The 17,448-nt window shown below is 35.5% G+C and carries 14 protein-coding genes; 4 read left to right on the top strand and 10 right to left on the bottom strand.

Features of this window, described 5'->3' with window-relative positions; genetic code table 11:
- Positions 1-1,669, bottom strand: a 1,669-nt coding sequence (locus tag ACIQ0M_RS10895; protein WP_396152138.1) for an ABC transporter ATP-binding protein, incomplete at its 3' end; no start/stop codon positions are given.
- Between the two features lie 188 nt (positions 1,670-1,857).
- Here ACIQ0M_RS10895 and ACIQ0M_RS10890 point away from each other — a divergent pair.
- Positions 1,858-5,121 (top strand): S8 family serine peptidase, encoded by a 3,264-nt coding sequence (locus ACIQ0M_RS10890; protein ID WP_396152136.1) that lies wholly within the window; start codon positions 1,858-1,860, stop codon positions 5,119-5,121.
- Positions 5,122-5,148: 27 nt separating this feature from the next.
- Here ACIQ0M_RS10890 and ACIQ0M_RS10885 read toward each other — a convergent pair whose 3' ends face one another.
- A complete protein-coding gene (locus ACIQ0M_RS10885) occupies positions 5,149-5,862 on the bottom strand; it encodes a 3'-5' exonuclease (protein WP_396152134.1) in 714 nt (237 codons plus the stop codon).
- A gap of 132 nt (positions 5,863-5,994) precedes the next feature.
- Positions 5,995-6,453, bottom strand: a complete 459-nt coding sequence (locus tag ACIQ0M_RS10880) for a DUF1573 domain-containing protein (RefSeq protein WP_396152132.1) — start codon at positions 6,451-6,453, stop codon at positions 5,995-5,997.
- A gap of 180 nt (positions 6,454-6,633) precedes the next feature.
- Here ACIQ0M_RS10880 and ACIQ0M_RS10875 point away from each other — a divergent pair, with 180 nt between their 5' ends.
- Together ACIQ0M_RS10875 and ACIQ0M_RS10870 are read left to right on the top strand one after the other, a co-directional pair.
- The gene (locus ACIQ0M_RS10875; protein ID WP_396152130.1) at positions 6,634-7,902 is read left to right on the top strand and encodes a sensor histidine kinase; all 1,269 of its coding nucleotides are present in this window, start codon (positions 6,634-6,636) and stop codon (positions 7,900-7,902) included.
- On the top strand, positions 7,899-8,582 hold the full coding sequence (locus ACIQ0M_RS10870; RefSeq protein ID WP_396152128.1) for a response regulator transcription factor: 684 nt from the start codon (positions 7,899-7,901) through the stop codon (positions 8,580-8,582). Before ACIQ0M_RS10875 ends, ACIQ0M_RS10870 begins: the two co-directional genes overlap by 4 nt.
- Before the next feature lie 51 nt (positions 8,583-8,633).
- On the opposite strand, the gene ACIQ0M_RS10865 is transcribed toward ACIQ0M_RS10870, so the two are convergent.
- The 7 genes from ACIQ0M_RS10865 to ACIQ0M_RS10835 form a co-directional block, all read right to left on the bottom strand.
- On the bottom strand, positions 8,634-9,008 hold the full coding sequence (locus ACIQ0M_RS10865; RefSeq protein WP_396152126.1) for a c-type cytochrome: 375 nt from the start codon (positions 9,006-9,008) through the stop codon (positions 8,634-8,636).
- Between the two features lie 16 nt (positions 9,009-9,024).
- Positions 9,025-10,014: a porphobilinogen synthase gene (gene hemB / locus ACIQ0M_RS10860; protein WP_396152124.1), complete on the bottom strand. Its 990-nt coding sequence runs from the start codon at positions 10,012-10,014 to the stop codon at positions 9,025-9,027.
- Positions 10,015-10,052: 38 nt separating this feature from the next.
- Positions 10,053-10,994, bottom strand: coding sequence for a DUF4421 family protein (locus ACIQ0M_RS10855; protein WP_396152122.1), 942 nt, complete (start codon positions 10,992-10,994; stop codon positions 10,053-10,055).
- Positions 10,985-11,887: an oxygen-dependent coproporphyrinogen oxidase gene (gene hemF / locus ACIQ0M_RS10850; RefSeq protein WP_396152120.1), complete on the bottom strand. Its 903-nt coding sequence runs from the start codon at positions 11,885-11,887 to the stop codon at positions 10,985-10,987. The genes ACIQ0M_RS10855 and hemF overlap by 10 nt, the downstream gene beginning before the upstream one ends.
- 248 nt (positions 11,888-12,135) lie before the next feature.
- Entirely contained in the window at positions 12,136-13,719 is a 1,584-nt protein-coding gene (locus ACIQ0M_RS10845) for an amidase (protein WP_396152118.1), read from the bottom strand.
- A 37-nt stretch (positions 13,720-13,756) separates the two neighbouring features.
- Positions 13,757-14,839 carry a DNA polymerase IV gene (dinB, locus tag ACIQ0M_RS10840; protein ID WP_396152116.1) on the bottom strand — a complete coding sequence of 361 codons (1,083 nt, stop codon included), beginning with the start codon at positions 14,837-14,839 and terminating at the stop codon, positions 13,757-13,759.
- A complete protein-coding gene (locus ACIQ0M_RS10835) occupies positions 14,799-16,880 on the bottom strand; it encodes a recombinase (protein WP_396152114.1) in 2,082 nt (693 codons plus the stop codon). Before ACIQ0M_RS10835 ends, dinB begins: the two co-directional genes overlap by 41 nt.
- Before the next feature lie 71 nt (positions 16,881-16,951).
- On the opposite strand from ACIQ0M_RS10835, the gene ACIQ0M_RS10830 reads away from it, so the two are divergent.
- A complete protein-coding gene (locus ACIQ0M_RS10830; protein WP_396152112.1) occupies positions 16,952-17,425 on the top strand; it encodes a CYTH domain-containing protein in 474 nt (157 codons plus the stop codon).
- The last annotated feature ends 23 nt before the right edge of the window (positions 17,426-17,448 follow it).

The raw sequence follows: 17,448 nt of genomic DNA, 5'->3' as shown, positions 1-17,448 counted from the left end.
CAATTAATTTTTTAGTGTAAGCACTTTTTGGATTGGCATACAGTTCATCCGCATCAGCTATTTCTTCAATCTTTCCTTTGTTCATTACCAAAACTTGATCGCTCATGTATTTCACCACAGCCAAATCATGGGAAATAAAGATATAGGTGAATCCGAAATTTTCTTTTAATTCATTCAATAAATTTAAAACCTGAGCTTGCACAGAAATATCCAATGCCGAAACTGATTCGTCACACACAATCAATTTTGGTTGCAAAGCAATGGTACGAGCAATTCCGATACGCTGCCGTTGACCGCCGGAAAATTCATGTGGATATCGGTTGAAAAAATCTTCACCCAACCCCACTCGCTCTAATATTTCAATCGCTTTTGCTTTTCGTTCGGCATCATTTTTATACAAACCGTGTACTTTCATCGGCTCCATAATGGCTTTTCCGATTGGAATTCTCGGGTTTAACGACGAATAGGGATCCTGAAAAATCATTTGAATTTCTTTTCTGAGTTTTCGGATTTCTTCTTTATTCAGTTTTGTAATATCATTTCCTTTATAAAAAATTTGGCCGGCAGTCGCTTTATCCAATTGCAAAATGGCGTTGCCTAACGTAGATTTTCCGCAGCCCGATTCGCCCACCAAACCTACTGTTTCGCCTTCATAGATTTCAAAACTTACATCATTAACAGCTTTAAAAGACAGTTTTTTTCCTAATAAACCAACAGTCGAAAGATATTCTTTTTCTACATTTTTTACTTCCAAAAGTGGAGCTTTGGAGTATATTTTTTCCTGATTTTCTTTTCGTTCTTCGGCAGAAAAAATTTCACTTTTTCTCGTTTCATTTAAAAAATCCTGAATGGTTGGAAGCCTTTTTAATCGAAATTCCAACGACGGTCGCGATGCAATTAATGCTTTGGTATAATTGTGCTGTGGATTTTCAAAAATGGATTTGGCATTTCCTTGTTCCACGATTTCACCTTTATACATCACCAAAACCCGATTAGCAATTTCTGAAACCAGTGATAAATCATGGGAAATAAACAAAATGCTCATTTTGGTTTCGTGTTGCAAATCCTTCAATAATTGAATAATTTCTTTTTGGACAGTTACATCTAAAGCGGTTGTTGGCTCATCGGCAATTAAAATTTTGGGCTTGCAAGCAATTGCCATGGCAATCATCACGCGTTGTTTTTGTCCACCAGAAATTTGATGCGGATATTTGTTGAAGAGTTCCTCCGGATTGGGTAATTTGACTTTTTCAAACAAAGAAATTACTTCCGCTTTAATTTCTTTTTTAGATAATGATGTGTGTCTTTCTAAAATTTCGGCAACTTGAAAACCACATTTTAAAGACGGATTCAATGAACTCATCGGTTCTTGAAAAATCATGGCTATTTCGTTTCCACGAACTTTTTGAAATTCCTTATCGGATAAATCGGAAAGGTCTTTTCCATCGAAGAAAATTGTTCCATTGGATATTTTCGAAATCTTCGGAGGAAGTAAACCCATCACTGCCAAGGAAGAAACGGACTTTCCAGAACCGGATTCACCAACGATTCCAACGATTTCATTTTCATATAAATGATATGTTAAACCATGCACAACGGGCACAAATTCTTTCTCTTTTTTAAAAGAAATCGTCAACTTTTCTACCGCTAATAGAACTTTCTTTTCCATGACTATAAAATTAACCGATTTTTTTTATTTACATCTGTATTTTATTTTTTTTCGTAACTACTTATGAAATGACTTTCGAGCAGCTAAACCATACTTAAACCATTGTTAAATAATTTATATTTTTTTTAGCAAATCGTTAGAAAAAATTAAATTTATATCTTTGAATCCTTAAAATTCCAAATCAACCGATGAAAAATTGCTACTTTTCTAAAATGGGTAAGGGTATAAATTTACTATTATTACTTTTTTCGCTTACGGCTATTGGTCAGACACCTGAACAAAAAAAGGCTTTGTTGGAGCAATATGATTTAACTAAAATCAGACAATTGCAGATTGAACTTTCCGAAAAAGCGAAAACAGACAAAGAAAAAGCTTACTTTTCCGCCAAAATAAACCAATGGGAAATTTTCAAAAGAAATCCAGATGGAAGTGTTGATGAACTAATGGGTTTGTTTTCTGACGGAAGTCCAAAATATTTTTCTATCAACAATGTCAATGCCGCAGTTTCAACAAGAGCTAATCAATTGCATAGTGGTGGTGGGTTAGGATTGAATCTAAACGGTCAAGGAATGGTTGGCGGTGTTTGGGATGGTGGTCCAACCCGGACTTCACATCAAGAATTTGGCGGACGAATGGTTGTTGGAGATGGCACTACGGAACTTAACGGAAACAGCTTTCATGCCACACACGTCACCGGAACCGTTGGAGCAGCAGGTGTAGATTTTGAAGCCAAAGGAATGGCGTTTCAAGCAACGGTAAAAACTTTTGACTGGACGCAAGATGAAGCAGAAGTATTAGGAGAGATTCAAGAAGGTTTATTACTTTCTAATCATTCCTACGGAACACGATTACTTAATGTTCCCAGTTGGTATGCCGGAGCTTATTCGCAAGATGCTCTGCAATGGGATTTAATTCATTATGTTTCACCCTATTATTTAATGGTTGCCGCTGCAGGGAATGATGGAAATGTTGTTAATAACGAACCAACAACAGAAGGTTTTGATAAACTAACCGGTCATAAAAACGGGAAGAATAACCTTGTTGTTGCGAATGCTCAAGACGCAGAAATTAATAGTAGTGGCAATTTGATTTCTGTCAACATAAACTCTGCCAGTAGCGAAGGACCAACAGACGATTTGCGAATTAAGCCGGATATTACCGGGAATGGTACAGGCGTATATTCTACAAATAGCAGTGGTGATGACAATTACACTACCTTATCAGGAACCTCAATGGCTAGTCCGAATGTGATGGGAACGTTGTTATTATTACAACAACATCACAATAATTTATATCAACGATTTATGAAATCTGCTACGCTAAAAGGCTTAGCTTGTCAAACCGCAGATGACGCCGGCAACCCGGGGCCTGATGCTGTTTTTGGCTGGGGATTACTCAATGCGAAAAACGCCGCGAATACCATTTCTAATAACGGTTTAAACACTTGGATTTCAGAAGAACGCCTAGCTCAAAATCAAGTTTATACTAAAACGATAAAGTCAAAAGCGGGGCAACCTCTTGTAGCTACTATTTGTTGGACTGATATTCCTGGTGTAGCTAATTCCGGGAATTTAAACGATCCGACCCCGGCAATCGTTCACGATTTAGACATTAGAATTACTCAAGGAGAAGCTGTTTTTTACCCATGGCGTTTGCAAGCAGATGCTACTCAAAATGCCGTGAGAAACGGAGATAATTTTGTAGACACCGTTGAAACCGTCCAAATTGATAATGCCAATGGAGGAGATTATACGATTACTGTTTCACACAAAGGAACTTTACAAACCAATTCACAAGATTATTCATTAATCGTTTCGGGGATTGACTCTGATTTTGGTTTTGCTTCATTGGGTTATGATCAAATCGTTTGTTCTGACGAAAATGCTTCTTTTCTATTTGCTTTTAACACAAATAACAATGGAAATGTAACATTGTCAACCACAAATCTGCCCAATGGTGCCGTGTCTAGTTTTAGCCAAAACACAATAAGTAGTGATGGTAATTTTGAATTGATATTATCAAATTTATCAAGTGTAGAACCCGGTGAATATTCAATAGGAGTAACAGCTTCCGATGCAAATGAAACAGAAACCAGGTACGTAAATTTGAAAATATTGAGTGCCGATTTTGAATTGATAAACACAATTTCACCTTCAAACGGTCAATCGGCTATCGCCGCTTCAGTAAATTTATCATGGGAAGAGGATGTAAATGCCGAGAGTTATACTATTGAAGTTTCAACTGACGTGACATTTAGCACAGTAGTTTGGTCTGAAAGTACCGAAAACACTACGATTAATGTTGCAGATTTAAACAGCCAAACAATATACTACTGGCGAGTGAAACCAAGCAACCGATGTGGACAGGCTAATGCATTTAAAGTGTCAAATTTTCAAACCGGCATTTTTGATTGTAATCTTGTGTTTGCAGCTACTGATTTTTCTGATTCAACAATTGGTAATGTTGCCAATTCTGAAGCATATATACCAATTATAGTGAATGGTGGAATCACAATTGCAGATATCAATGTAAGCCTGGATATATCGCACACATGGGTGCAAGATTTATCAATTTATTTGATTGGGCCTTCTGAAATAGGAAGTCCAACAATTACATTGTTTGATGAAGCATGTGGTGGACAGGACGATATTATCGCAACGCTTGACGATTCTGGTTCTGATCTCAATTGTGGTTCGAATCCAGCTATCTCCGGAATTATAAAACCAAATCAGCCGTTAAGCTTATTAAATGGATTGTCTGCTGATGGAGAATGGACTTTGTATGTAATCGACAACTATAACAATGATGGAGGTATAATTAATGCTGTTAATTTAACTTTTTGTAATACGGTATTTTTAGAAAATGAATTAAATTTTGTTAACACTGGTATTACTACTGAAATAAATAGTACTAAAACAATTTTGTCTGACGAAATGAATGCTTCCACTCCACTTCAAGAAGCAAACAATCAATTCTATACCTTACTTGAACTTCCATCTTTAGGAGTTTTAAGAAAAGAAACTTTTCCATTGTCAATCGGTGATAATTTTACACAAGAAGATATAAACCTAAATAGAATTACTTACTCAAATACATTAACAGAGGAAGCGACTGATAGTTTCATAGTTAATATTGAAAATGCTTCATCGAATTGGTTGCCTAATATTGTTATTCCTATTTCAATCGAAAACAATCTTAGTATAAACGAAAATAGTTTCGTTCAGCTTGTTATTCATCCGAATCCTACCCAAGGAAAACTAATCATCTCTTGGGCTGAAAATTTAGACACAAATGTTGACTTGTTCGATTTACAAGGACGATTAATCCTATCAAAACAAATTAATTCTTCTACAATAGAAATGAATCTAAATTCTTTTTCAGAGGGGATTTATATGGTATCTATTCGTAATGAAAAAATAAAAACCACAAAGAAGATTGTGTTGAAAAGATAAAAAAAGGCTCCTTATAAGGAGCCTTTTTTATATGTGAATTATTTCATCATTAATTAATAAATCTTCTCTTCTGAAACGCAATAGAATTTGTGCTACAGCGATTACATCTTTTTCGCAATAGGTGATAATTCTGTCGATGTCTTTTTCAACATAGTAAACATAGGCTACTTCGCTTCCGTCAATGTCGTCTTTGGGTGAAGGAATCTGAAGTACCTTGGTTAATAGACGCATAGACGAAAAATGTTTATAATCACCAAATTTCCATAATTCCATAGTGTCAATATGTGGAACTTCCCAAGGCTTTTTTCCGAATAAATTCAGTTTTGGCGGAATCTCTACTTGATTGATAATCATTCGTCTGGCAATGAATGGAAAATCAAATTCTTTGGCATTGTGACCACACAAAACATGTTGTGGTTGATTAAAATGATTAGTAAGTAAGTTACTGAAATCACTCAGTATCTTCTTTTCTTCTCCAAAAAAAGAGGTTACTCTGAAGTTTCGGATATCACCTTTGGTTGTGAAATAACCCACAGATATACAGATAATTTTACCAAATTCTGCCCAAATTCCGGCACGATCATAAAATTCTTCTGGAGTAAATTCGTCTTTGCGTTGGTATTGTGTTTTGGTTTCAAACAGATATTGTTTTTCTTCGTCTAAAAGTTTGAAGTTTTCCTCTTCCGGAACGGTTTCAATATCTAAAAATAAGATGTTGTCGAGTTTAATTTTATCTATCATGGCTTTATAATTAAGCCATAAATATATAAAAAAGTGTGAAAAAGTTATAAATTTCTATAAAAAATTATTTTTAACAAAAAAACCATCCTGATTTTCAAGATGGTTCAATTGAATTATAATTTAGAATGTAGATTATTGACTAACCGGAGTGGTATCAATTACTTTTCCTTTGATTGTAAGTACTTTTGGTACTTCGTTTTCATTTAGAGAAACAGTAACAGTTTTAGAAAAAGCACCTGCTGAAGCTGCATTATAAGTAGCCGTTACAGTTGCAGTCTCACCTGGCTTTACCGGTGTTTTAGTATAATTAGTTGCAGTACAACCACAAGAAGCTTTTACGTTTGTAATGATAACCGTTTGTTTGGTTGTATTGGTAAACGAAAAATCGTGAGAAACCGGAGTTCCTTTTTTGATGTCTCCAAAATCATACGATATTTCTTTCCAAGTCACAGGAGAAGTTGGCTTTTGAGCCGCAGGTGTTGTAGTAATGGCCGGCTTAGTAGCGGCAGGTTTTTTTTCTTGTGCGGTTGCACCAACCGAAAACAATACTGTAGCAGCAATTGCTAATAAAGATACTTTTAATGATTTCATACGTTATTATTTTTAATTAGTTAAATTATTCATTTTGAACATAGCAAATATATTCACAAGAAATCAGATATTTGTTAAGCACAATATAAGTTTTGTTAATGAGATGTTAATCGCCTTTATTTAAACAAAATTTAAACCTTTCTATGAGTAGATTTGTCAAAACATAATTAAAGTAAACCTTTGAAATTTAACAGATTAAATAGCATCATCTTGGCCGGATTTCTGTGTATTGCCGGCGTTTTGGTCATGCAGTTGCTAATGTTGAATCAAGCCTATCAATTTGAGAAAAAAGATTTCGAAGAAAAAATTCATTTTGCTCTTCAAGATGTAGTGAAACGGATTTATCGCGACAATAAAACGCAATTGAGTATTACCAATCAGGTTAAAAAAATTACAGACGACTATTATATTGTGGACTTAAATGATGTTTTTGAGCATGAAGTGTTGGAATATTATCTCAAAACTGAATTTCAAAAAGTAAAACTTGACCTTGATTATGAATATGCCATATATGATTGTGCCACCGACGAAATGATTTATGGCAGCTATATTTCAAGCGATGCCGGAAAACCCGAAAAGTGTGAAAACTGTTTTAAAAAGAACGAAGGATTAATTTATTATTTCGGAATTCGTTTTCCGGATTTACAACATAAATTCATCACTTCACTAGGACAATATTGGATATACACAGGAATTTTATTTTTGGTTTTAATCATCTATGTTTACTCTGTAATTCTATTATTAAAACAAAAAAAATATACCGAATTGCAAACGGATTTCATCAACAATATGACGCATGAATTCAAAACGCCGCTTTCGTCTATTTTGATTGCTTCACAATATGCTACCTCGCAGGAAGAAATTAAAAACAATCCAAAGTTGGCCAAATACATGCAAATCATCACCAACCAAAGTCATAAATTAAATCACCACATCGAACGGATTTTAAATGTCGCAAAAGGCGATGCAAAATGGATTGAATTAGAAAAAAACACCATCAATCTTAGAGAAATTCTTGAATTAGTGAAAGAAAATACATTACTTAAATCAACTAAAAATACTAAGATTGATATAACTGTTTCGGATAAGATAAACATTTCAGCAGACGAATTTCATTTCAATAACATACTGTTTAACTTGATTGATAATGCCGTAAAATATTGTTCAGAAAATCCGGAAATATCCATAAAATCATCAGAAACAGAAAAAGGAATAATACTAAGTTTTTCGGATAACGGAAGTGGTATTTCACCTCAACACATTAATTATGTTTTTGATAAGTTTTACCGCGTGCCCAGAGAAAACAAAAAAGACATTGAAGGTTTTGGCATTGGTTTATTTTATGTGAAAAAAATCATCGATTTGCACCAATGGAAAATTTCAATTAAAAATAATTCAACCAAAGGAATTACGGTTTCTATATTCATTCCAAAAAAAGATGTTTTATGAGTAAAAAGAAAATTCTTTATGTAGAAGATGACGAAACATTAGGTTTTTTAACCGCCGACAGTTTAGAAAGTCAATACGATGTAGCCCATTTTACCAATGGTCAATCTGGTTTTGAAGCGTTTTGCAACGATGATTTTGACTTGTGCATTTTGGATGTAATGTTACCCGATATGGATGGTTTTGAAATTGCCACGCAAATCAGAAAACGAAATCAAGAGATTCCTATCATTTTTCTTTCTGCAAAAACGATGAAAGAAGACCGAATTAAAGGGTTGAAATTGGGTGCCGATGATTATTTGGTAAAACCCTACAGCATGGAAGAATTGACATTGAAGATAGAAGTCTTTTTGAACCGAAGTCAAAAAACCTCCTCTAAAAATAATGCTACCTATTTAATCGGTTCCTTCGAATTTAACCCAAACAATTACTGTGTTTCCAAAGGGAAAGAAATTACCAACTTAACCGAAAGAGAAGCGGCTCTATTGAAATTATTTTTAGACAACAAAAACACTGTTTTGAAACGTGAAAAAATCCTGATGGAACTTTGGGGAACAGATGATTATTTTATGGGAAGAAGTTTGGACGTGTTTATTTCTCGCTTGCGAAAAATATTTAAAGACGAACCCAACATCCGGATTGAAAATATTCCGAGAGTTGGGTTTAAATTGGTTTTAGAGTAAATTTCACAGAATAATTTTTGCTGCGAATTAGCACGAATTTTTTTTTTAGACTTATTTTAAAAAACTATACATAAACAATTCAATTGCTTTTAGTTCTTCATCACTCATTTTTTTTGTGATAGCAAAATTGGTTTTCATTACTTCGTATTGTGTTGGGTCGACAATTGGGTCGGCTTTTTCTTTAAGAAAATCGACGATATTGGCATTGTTGTCTTTATAAATTTTAGCGATTTCAACAATACTTGGTCCGATGATTTTTTGTTCAGGTTTATGACAAGAGTAGCACATTCCGGCACCATTGAACAACTTTTCACCTAATTCAATTGGCGTCTCCTCCTTTGTTTCTGTTTTATTAAAAGATTCCGATTCTTTTTTTCCACAGGAAACTATCGTTGAAAATAAGAACAGAAAAAATAATTTCTTCATTGTAAAATTATATTGTTTAAGAAATGATTTTCACGACATCTTTTGCAAAATAACTCGCCATCATATCGGCACCGGCTCGTTTGATCGCGGTTACTTGTTCCATCATCACGGCATCATGGTCTAACCAACCTCTTTCGGCAGCTGCCTTAATCATTGCATATTCACCGGAAACTTGATAAACAGCCACCGGAACGTCAAATGTGTTTTTAATTTCCCGAACAATATCCAAATAAGCAATACCGGGTTTTACCATGACGATATCTGCACCTTCATCAATATCCATTCTCGTTTCACGAATCGCTTCAATACGATTGTGATAATCCATTTGATAGGTTTTTTTGTCTTTTGGAATGTTCAGAGCATCTACCGGAGCACTATCTAACGCATCACGAAACGGGCCATAATGTGCAGAAGCGTATTTTGCACTGTAAGCTAAAATCCCCGTGTTTACGTATCCTTCGTCTTCTAATGCTTCACGAATCTCCAGAATTCTTCCGTCCATCATGTCGCTTGGAGCTACAAAATCGGCACCGGCTTCGGCATGCGAACAACTCATTTCAGCTAAAATGGAGGAAGTAATATCATTTACAATCATTCCGTTTTCAATCACTCCATCGTGACCAAAAGAGGAGTACGGATCTAACGCGACATCAGTCATCACAATCATGTCCGGGACAGCATTTTTAATCACTTTCACTGCTCGTTGCATTAATCCGTTTGGGTTTAAGGCTTCTGTTCCTTTGTTGTCTTTTAAATTGTCCGGAACTTTTACAAAAACTAAAACCGTTTTCAAGTTCAATTTGGCTAATTCTTTTACTTCTTTTTCCAATAAATCAAGACTCAATCGAAAATAATTGGGCATAGACGGAATTTCTTCTTTCACATTTTTACCTTCCACCACAAAAAGTGGGACAATAAAATCGCTGGGAGAGAGTATGGTTTCTCGCACTAAGGAGCGAATAGTTTCGTTGGTTCTGAGTCTTCGGTTTCGTCTGAGTGGGAACATAATATTGGTGTGTTTTTTATTATAGATTGTAAGTTCATTTACAACCCAACTTTTTCTGCTGTTTTATCGTAATATTCTTTTGCTTTTTTGGGTGGATCAAAACGATAGCCTGCGGTTATTTTTACAGTTGAAATTTCGTCGTTTAATCGAATTTGAGCGGTTGTATCTTGAATAAAATCAATATAATTCAGGTTGACAAAGGTAAAAAACGTATCGGAATTATAGCCAATTTTTAAACTTAAACTCCATTCATAAATAGCAGATACATCTCCATCCACACTCGTAAATCCTGCTCCGGTTGACATTCCACCTGAAAGCAAGAAATGATTATTAATAACAAAGTTATAAAAATAAGACGGAGCCAAGGAAGCCAGAAAAATGTTGCTTTTAGTATCTTCGCCGCCATCATTTAAATCGAAATTGGTATAATACATTGAAAGATTTGGAATAAAACTACCGGCACTTTTGGATTGCCATTCTTTTTGATTGGCAATGGTTTTGAATGAAAATTTATCATTAAAAATATAGGATGTAGTTCCACCAATCTTTGTAGTTCGCATTCGCGGAAAAGAAATTTCTAATTCGTCATTGCTCACATAGAACCCTTTTTGATTGATAAAAGTGAGCGATTGCATCCATTTTTTATGATACAATCGGGTGCTTAAGGTGAATAATTTTGAATCACTGTTATCTTTATTCTTTGCAAAAAAAGAAGGAGAAAATCCGTAGGAAACATCGATAAATTTATAACTCAAATTCATACCGATTTGCTCCCGTCGATTAGGTTCAAATTCTAAATAATTGGCTGTGCCGTCTAAATTAAAGTTGAATTCAAAACTATTGGAAGTGTCAAAATAGTATAAACTGGTTATTACTTTTTCATCATAATTTGTAAAATGACTGCTTTGATCAGCATCCTGCTGAGCAAACGAGCAGCTAATTCCTCCCAAAAACAGTAGTATTACAATTTTTACACCCATTCTTTTGGCTTTTGTAGCACCGAAATTAATTTTTCTTCCTCGCTTCCTTCTTCAGGATGATGATCATATACCCATTGCACATGCGGAGGCAAACTCATCAAAATGCTTTCGATTCTGCCATTGGTTTTTAGTCCGAAAAGCGTTCCTTTATCGTGAACCAGATTAAATTCTACATAACGACCACGTCGGATTTCCTGCCATTTTCGTTGTGCTTCCGAATACGGTAAATGTACTCTTTTTTCAACGATTGGAACATAGGCTTCCAGAAAACTATTCCCCACTTCAGTCACAAAATCATACCAGTTTTCCATCGTCTCAGTATCCGTCGCTTTGCAATAATCAAAAAATAATCCGCCAATTCCTCTGGCTTCGTTTCTGTGAGCATTCCAAAAATAAGTATCACATTGTTTTTTATATTTCTGATAAAAATCCGGATTATGTTTGTCACAAGCGTTCTTGCATGTTTGATGAAAATGAATGGCATCTTCTTCAAACAGATAATAAGGCGTTAAATCCTGACCTCCGCCAAACCATGAATTGATAACTGCTTCTTTGTCATCATACATTTCAAAATACCGCCAATTGGCATGAACGGTGGGAACCATTGGGTTTTTGGGATGAATCACTAAACTTAATCCACAGGCAAAAAAATCGGCTTCGCCTACGTTGAATAATTGTTGCATCGAATCAGGTAACTTTCCGTGAACAGCTGAAATGTTGACACCGCCTTTTTCAAAAACTCTTCCATTTTCAATCACGCGGGTTCTGCCACCACCGCCTTCGGGACGTTCCCAAATGTCTTCTCTAAATTTTACTTCGCTATCTACTTTTTCTAATTTAGAAGTTATTTGATTTTGAAGATTTTGTATGTATTGATAAAATTTATCTTTCATTGAAATGGAATGAGCTAATAAAGCAAAATGTTTTTGTATTACAAAAATAGTGGAATTTTGGCTTGTGAGGTGGTTAATTTTTTAAATTTAAATTCTTTCAAAATCTTAAAATTCTCTATATTCACAACGCTAATGCACGAATATCTTCGTATGGTTTAACAAAACATCCGCAAAACCACTACATGATCAATTAATCCTCTGCCGCCGGAACAATAATCTTTTGCTTGATTACTTTATTTCTCCAAAAATCAATTCCTTTTTAATTGTGGTGCTATTCTGTGTTTTGTGTTTTGTTCAAAAGAATAACCTAAATTTAAAAGTAGTGCTTCGCTCCACGCTCTACCAATAAAAGAAATTCCTACCGGCAAACCATCGACATATCCCATTGGAACGGTTAAGTTAGGATATCCGGCATGAGCTGCCGGACCGGAAGTGCCAAAAACAAATTGATCCCCTTTTTCCCAATCTGTCAGCCAAGCAGGTGTTCCGGTTGGAGCAACAATTGCATCCAATTGATTGTCATTCATCACCTTATCAATTCCGTTCGCTTGCGAATTTGCAAACATGCCTGCTAAAGCCGTTTTATATTCTTCACTGTTTAAATCCGTTTTCTGTTGAGCTAATTCCAATAATAATTGATTAAAGTGCTTTAACCCTTCCGCATCTTTTTTATTAAACGCAATTAGTTCTTCTAAGGTTTTGATTGATGCATTAGGTCCGAGCGATTTGAAATAATCATTTAATCCCTGTTTAAACTCATACAAAAGAACTGTAAACGACTGACCGTTGGTGATTTCCGGACTAATTTCTGGGACCTCAACAATGGTAGCTCCTTGAGCTTCAATGGCAGAAACTGCTTTTTGAAACAAAGCATCTACTGCTGTGGATTTCCCTTTCACTCCGGTAAAAACGCCAATTCGTTTGCCTTTTAAACTTTCTTTATCTAATGAACCTGCATAATCCGTTTGACGATACTTTTCACTAGCCGCAGTTTTAGAATCGTCCGGATCAACTCCGGTTAGCCAACCTAAAATAATCGCCGCATCTTTTACAGAACGTGCCATTGGTCCTGCGGTATCTTGTGTAAATGAAATCGGGATAATCCCTGCTCTACTGATTAATCCAACCGTAGGTTTTAATCCCACAATGCCATTGGCATGAGACGGACAAACGATCGACCCATTGGTTTCGGTTCCAATGGCAAACACCGCTAAATTGGCCGCTACTGCCACTGCCGAACCGGAACTCGAGCCACACGGATTTCTTTCGCCATCATAGGCATTTTTTGTTTGACCTCCCAACCCGCTCCAACCACTTGAGGAAGGATGAGATCTAAAATTTGCCCATTCACTTAAATTTGTTTTACCGATTATAACTGCTCCGGCAGCACTCAATTTTTTTACGATAAAACTATCCTCTAAAGGAAAAGAATTAGCCAATGCCTTTGAACCGGCAGTGGTTGGCATTTTATCATTGGTGTTTATATTATCTTTTAATAAAACCGGAACGCCATGCAAGGGTCCTCGCCACTTTCCTTGTTTTAATTCTAAATCTAATGCTTTTGCAATGGATATGGCATCAGGATTAATAGTAAGAATCGCATTGAGTTGCGAACCATTTTTGTCAATCGACTCAATTCTATCCAAATAAGCTTTTGTAATCTCCTCTATGGAATATTGCTTTTTTTGATAGCCTTCTTGTAAAGCAGAAATATCTATTGCATCGGTAATAGTTACATTTTCTTTAGTCTGGGCTTTTAATTGAAAAGACAAAAAACAAGCTAAAAGAACCAAGTATTTAACGGTGCAAAAAGAATTTAAATTAATTATCATGTTTGCTATTTTTTATAAAAATAATAATAAAAAAGCTTTAAAACTCAAACCTCAACTGCACCACCACCGTTTTCTTTACTTCCGTATTTAAATTATTCAATGAAATGCCCAACAAACGAACCGATTCCTTCAGCTTTTCTTGATACAATAATTCCTTGGCGGTCTCTAATAACAAGGCTTTATCCGAAATGTAATAAGGCAACGTTTTGCTTCTAGTTTGTTGTGAAAAATCGGAGTACTTTATTTTTAAGGTGATGGTTTTTCCGGCGATTTTGTGTTTTTGTAAACGTCGTTCGAGTTCTTTGGCGATGCTTTCCAAACGTTCTTCAATAAATACTTCAGAAGATAAATTTTCATTAAATGTTCGCTCTGCTCCCACCGATTTTGAAATGCGGTTCGGTTTAACAGGACTGTTGTGAATGCCCCGAACAATGTAATAATAATGTGTTCCGCTTTTGCCGAAATGCTGTTCTAAAAATGCTAAACTTCTGTTTTTCAAATCTTTCCCGGTGTAAATGCCCAATTGATACATCCGTTCAGCGGTGACTTTTCCAATTCCGTAAAATTTTCGAATATCTAAGGCTTCCAAAAAAGGTTCAACCTCATCGGGATTGACCGTTTTTTGTCCATTTGGTTTATTATAATCCGAAGCTACTTTTGCAACAAATTTATTGATGGAGATTCCTGCCGAAGCCGTGAGACCGGTTTCTTCAAAAATACGTTTTCGGATTTCTTGTGCAAGTAAGGAAGCACTCGGATTTCCTTTTTTATTTTGCGTTACATCCAAATAGGCTTCGTCTAACGAAAGTGGTTCAACCAAGTCGGTATATTCATAAAAAATCTTTCGGATTATCTTTGAAATTTCTGTGTAACGTTCAAATCGTGGTCGCACAAAAACCAATTCAGGACATAATTTTTTGGCTTGAACGCCACTCATCGCACTTCGAACACCAAATTTTCGGGCTTCATAACTGGCGGCAGAAATCACTCCGCGGATCTCACTCCCGCCAACAGCCAAAGGCTTTCCTACTAACTCAGGAAAATCTTTTTGCTCCACAGAAGCATAAAAAGCATCCATGTCAATGTGAATGATCTTGCGAAGTTTGATCTCCTCCTCCATGGGTTAAAGCATTAGTTCCGGTTGGAAAAAAGAAAGAAAATGGCTTGTGTTTAAAATGTTGCCAAATAGAATTTACAATACTTCTTACCTCAGAAAAAGGGATATCTCTTGAACGAAACGCCAACCCTAATGACAAACTGAAACTGACAGCAAAGTTAACCATTCCGATAATTCCAATACCTAAAATTCCCCAAAAAAGCATCCAAAAATCCAAGGAATAATCTGAACCGTAAAGGGCAAGAGCAAGGTTTCCGCTGGCAAAAGTAATGTGACGAATATCTAAATTCAATCCGAAAAAAATACCAACAGAAGCCGTGGAGCCCATAAAAACGCCAAACCAAAAGTTAGAAATTATTCCGGCCCATTTTTTTTCATACCAGTGAGCAAATTCTTCGGCTTTTTCTTTGCCAAAACTGCGTTTTAAAAAAGGATGTTCTTTAATACGTTGGTAAATTTCGTAATGTTTATCGCGATTGGCAACACTCCCCGAGATGATTCCAGACAAAAACAAAAAGAATCCGGCAATAGCTGCATGAAAAATTGCCATCGAATGAATGGGACTCAAATCCGTAACCAACGTATTCCATTTGGTTGCTGCAATGTTATAATCAAAGGCTAAATCAATTAACCAAATTCCTGCTAATGAAACCGGAAATGCCATAATAACATTTCCCACAAAAGCAATGAATTGCGAACGAAAAACACGTGCAAAAAAGACAGCAAATCCTTGGTGTTTTTCAGTCGAATCGCCGTTCTTAATACCATCTTCCAAGGCTCGAATTAAGGCAGCAGCAGTCATCGCCGGCTGTTTGGTTGCTAGTGTGAATCCCAAAACATAAATGGCAATAAATCCAAACGAGTAATTCATACTATACAAAAACGCATGACCAAAATCACTGGCTTCCAATTTGGAAAGCAATACTTTAATAATACATAAAATACCCACAATCAATCCTCCACCCAAGGCGGTATTGAACATTTTGAAATACTCCCCTTTGGATTGTGTGATGTACTTTTCTCCTGTTTTTGCGGTATGTTGAGTTACTTCATACGACAACAACTGTGTACTTTCTTTAATAAAAGTGCGAAGATTGTTTCGGGTACAATTGTATTTGATGAGTTTATAAGCTAATCGAATAGTGTTTCTTTTTTTATCGATTTCCTGATTTACGGTGAGCAACGGCAGTAGCACTTTTAAACGCACCAACTGTTGGCGAATCCTAAGCAAACTTTGGTTGACATGTATGGTTATGCCATATTTCGAAGAGTTGTGAAAAGCTTTTTCTACATATTCTTCGCATTGCTTATGCAAAATTAACAATTGTTTATACGATAAATTATCAGAGGTAACCAAACGATTGTTGCCATCGGCACTCAACTCGTTTTGCAGGGTTTGTAGCTCTTTTTCAAAAGCCGCAAACGGACTTTCGTGATGAAAATATTCCGGCACCATTTTGAGCACATCAGACTCTAAGGCACGACCACTCATGCGTTGGGAGATAAGCGTCATAGACATTAAAAGTTCAGACAAAACTGAATTTTCATCCTCTGATTCATAAATTGACGAAAATTCCAGTAGATCATAAAGTGTTTCAATTTGTCCCTGAGGTATTTTTTGCAGCCAAAGCGGATCGGTATCACTGTAAAAAACTTGATTAAGTACGTATTCTAGGGAGTCTGAATGATGTTGATAAGGTAAAATTTTAGCAAATAACCTTTTCTTTACTTCATATAAAAAATCGGCATCTTGCAAAACCGCAGCATCTGTTACTATTCTGTTGATTTTTTTTCCGGAAAATAATCCTTTGATGTAAATTGAAAACTCATTTTTGATATGTTCATTATCCACTAAAAACCCAATTAAATCGGAAATATCAACCGGCTGAAGATTCTTTAATTTCTTTGGTCGAAGAGCGGAAACTATAGTGACCAACACTTCATAGGGATCAGCAGCTTCTCTCCATCGCTTATTTTCGTCAAAATAGTAGCTAACCATTTCAACGATGGATTTCTTTCCTTTTTTTGCAAACAATCGTGGCATTTTAAAATTTGTTTTACAATACGAATGTATTGAATTATCTTTACCTCACAATATAGTGAAAAAATAATTCTATGATAGAAATTGAACGAAAATTTTTAGTTCTTTCCAATGTTTTCAAATCAGAAGCTTTTCAGCAAAATAGAATTGTACAAGGTTATTTGAGTTCTAATCCGGAACGAACGGTTCGTGTTCGAGTCAAAGGTGATAAAGGCTTTTTAACTGTTAAAGGAAAAGGAAACGAATCCGGCTTGAGCCGATTGGAATGGGAAAAAGAAATTACTGTTGATGAAGCCGAACAACTTTTATCTATTTGCGAAAAAGGGGTGATTGATAAAATTCGATACGAAATAAAAATGGGGATTCATGTGTATGAAGTAGATGTTTTTTCCGGTGAAAACGAAGGGTTAATTATTGCCGAAATTGAATTAACTTCGGAATCTGAAAGCTTTGAAAAACCGGATTGGTTGGGACAAGAAGTCACCAATGACGAAAAATATTACAATGCTTATTTGAGCAAAAATCCCTATAAAAACTGGGAAGAGTAAATAAATTTATACTCTTATTTTGC

Origin of the sequence: Flavobacterium sp. (assembly GCF_044339515.1) — a bacterium.
GTDB lineage: Bacteria > Bacteroidota > Bacteroidia > Flavobacteriales > Flavobacteriaceae > Flavobacterium.
The sequence above is the reverse complement of the archived record's forward strand: the minus strand, read 5'-3'. Positions and strand labels throughout refer to the sequence as shown.

Coding starts and splice junctions, on each gene's coding strand:
- ACIQ0M_RS10890 (WP_396152136.1), top strand. CDS start 1,858: ATGAAAAATTGCTACTTTTCTAAAATGGGTAAGGGTATAAATTTACTA.
- ACIQ0M_RS10885 (WP_396152134.1), bottom strand. CDS start 5,862: ATGATAGATAAAATTAAACTCGACAACATCTTATTTTTAGATATTGAA.
- ACIQ0M_RS10880 (WP_396152132.1), bottom strand. CDS start 6,453: ATGAAATCATTAAAAGTATCTTTATTAGCAATTGCTGCTACAGTATTG.
- ACIQ0M_RS10870 (WP_396152128.1), top strand. CDS start 7,899: ATGAGTAAAAAGAAAATTCTTTATGTAGAAGATGACGAAACATTAGGT.
- ACIQ0M_RS10865 (WP_396152126.1), bottom strand. CDS start 9,008: ATGAAGAAATTATTTTTTCTGTTCTTATTTTCAACGATAGTTTCCTGT.
- hemB (WP_396152124.1), bottom strand. CDS start 10,014: ATGTTCCCACTCAGACGAAACCGAAGACTCAGAACCAACGAAACTATT.
- ACIQ0M_RS10855 (WP_396152122.1), bottom strand. CDS start 10,994: ATGGGTGTAAAAATTGTAATACTACTGTTTTTGGGAGGAATTAGCTGC.
- hemF (WP_396152120.1), bottom strand. CDS start 11,887: ATGAAAGATAAATTTTATCAATACATACAAAATCTTCAAAATCAAATA.
- ACIQ0M_RS10845 (WP_396152118.1), bottom strand. CDS start 13,719: ATGATAATTAATTTAAATTCTTTTTGCACCGTTAAATACTTGGTTCTT.
- dinB (WP_396152116.1), bottom strand. CDS start 14,839: ATGGAGGAGGAGATCAAACTTCGCAAGATCATTCACATTGACATGGAT.
- ACIQ0M_RS10835 (WP_396152114.1), bottom strand. CDS start 16,880: ATGCCACGATTGTTTGCAAAAAAAGGAAAGAAATCCATCGTTGAAATG.
- ACIQ0M_RS10830 (WP_396152112.1), top strand. CDS start 16,952: ATGATAGAAATTGAACGAAAATTTTTAGTTCTTTCCAATGTTTTCAAA.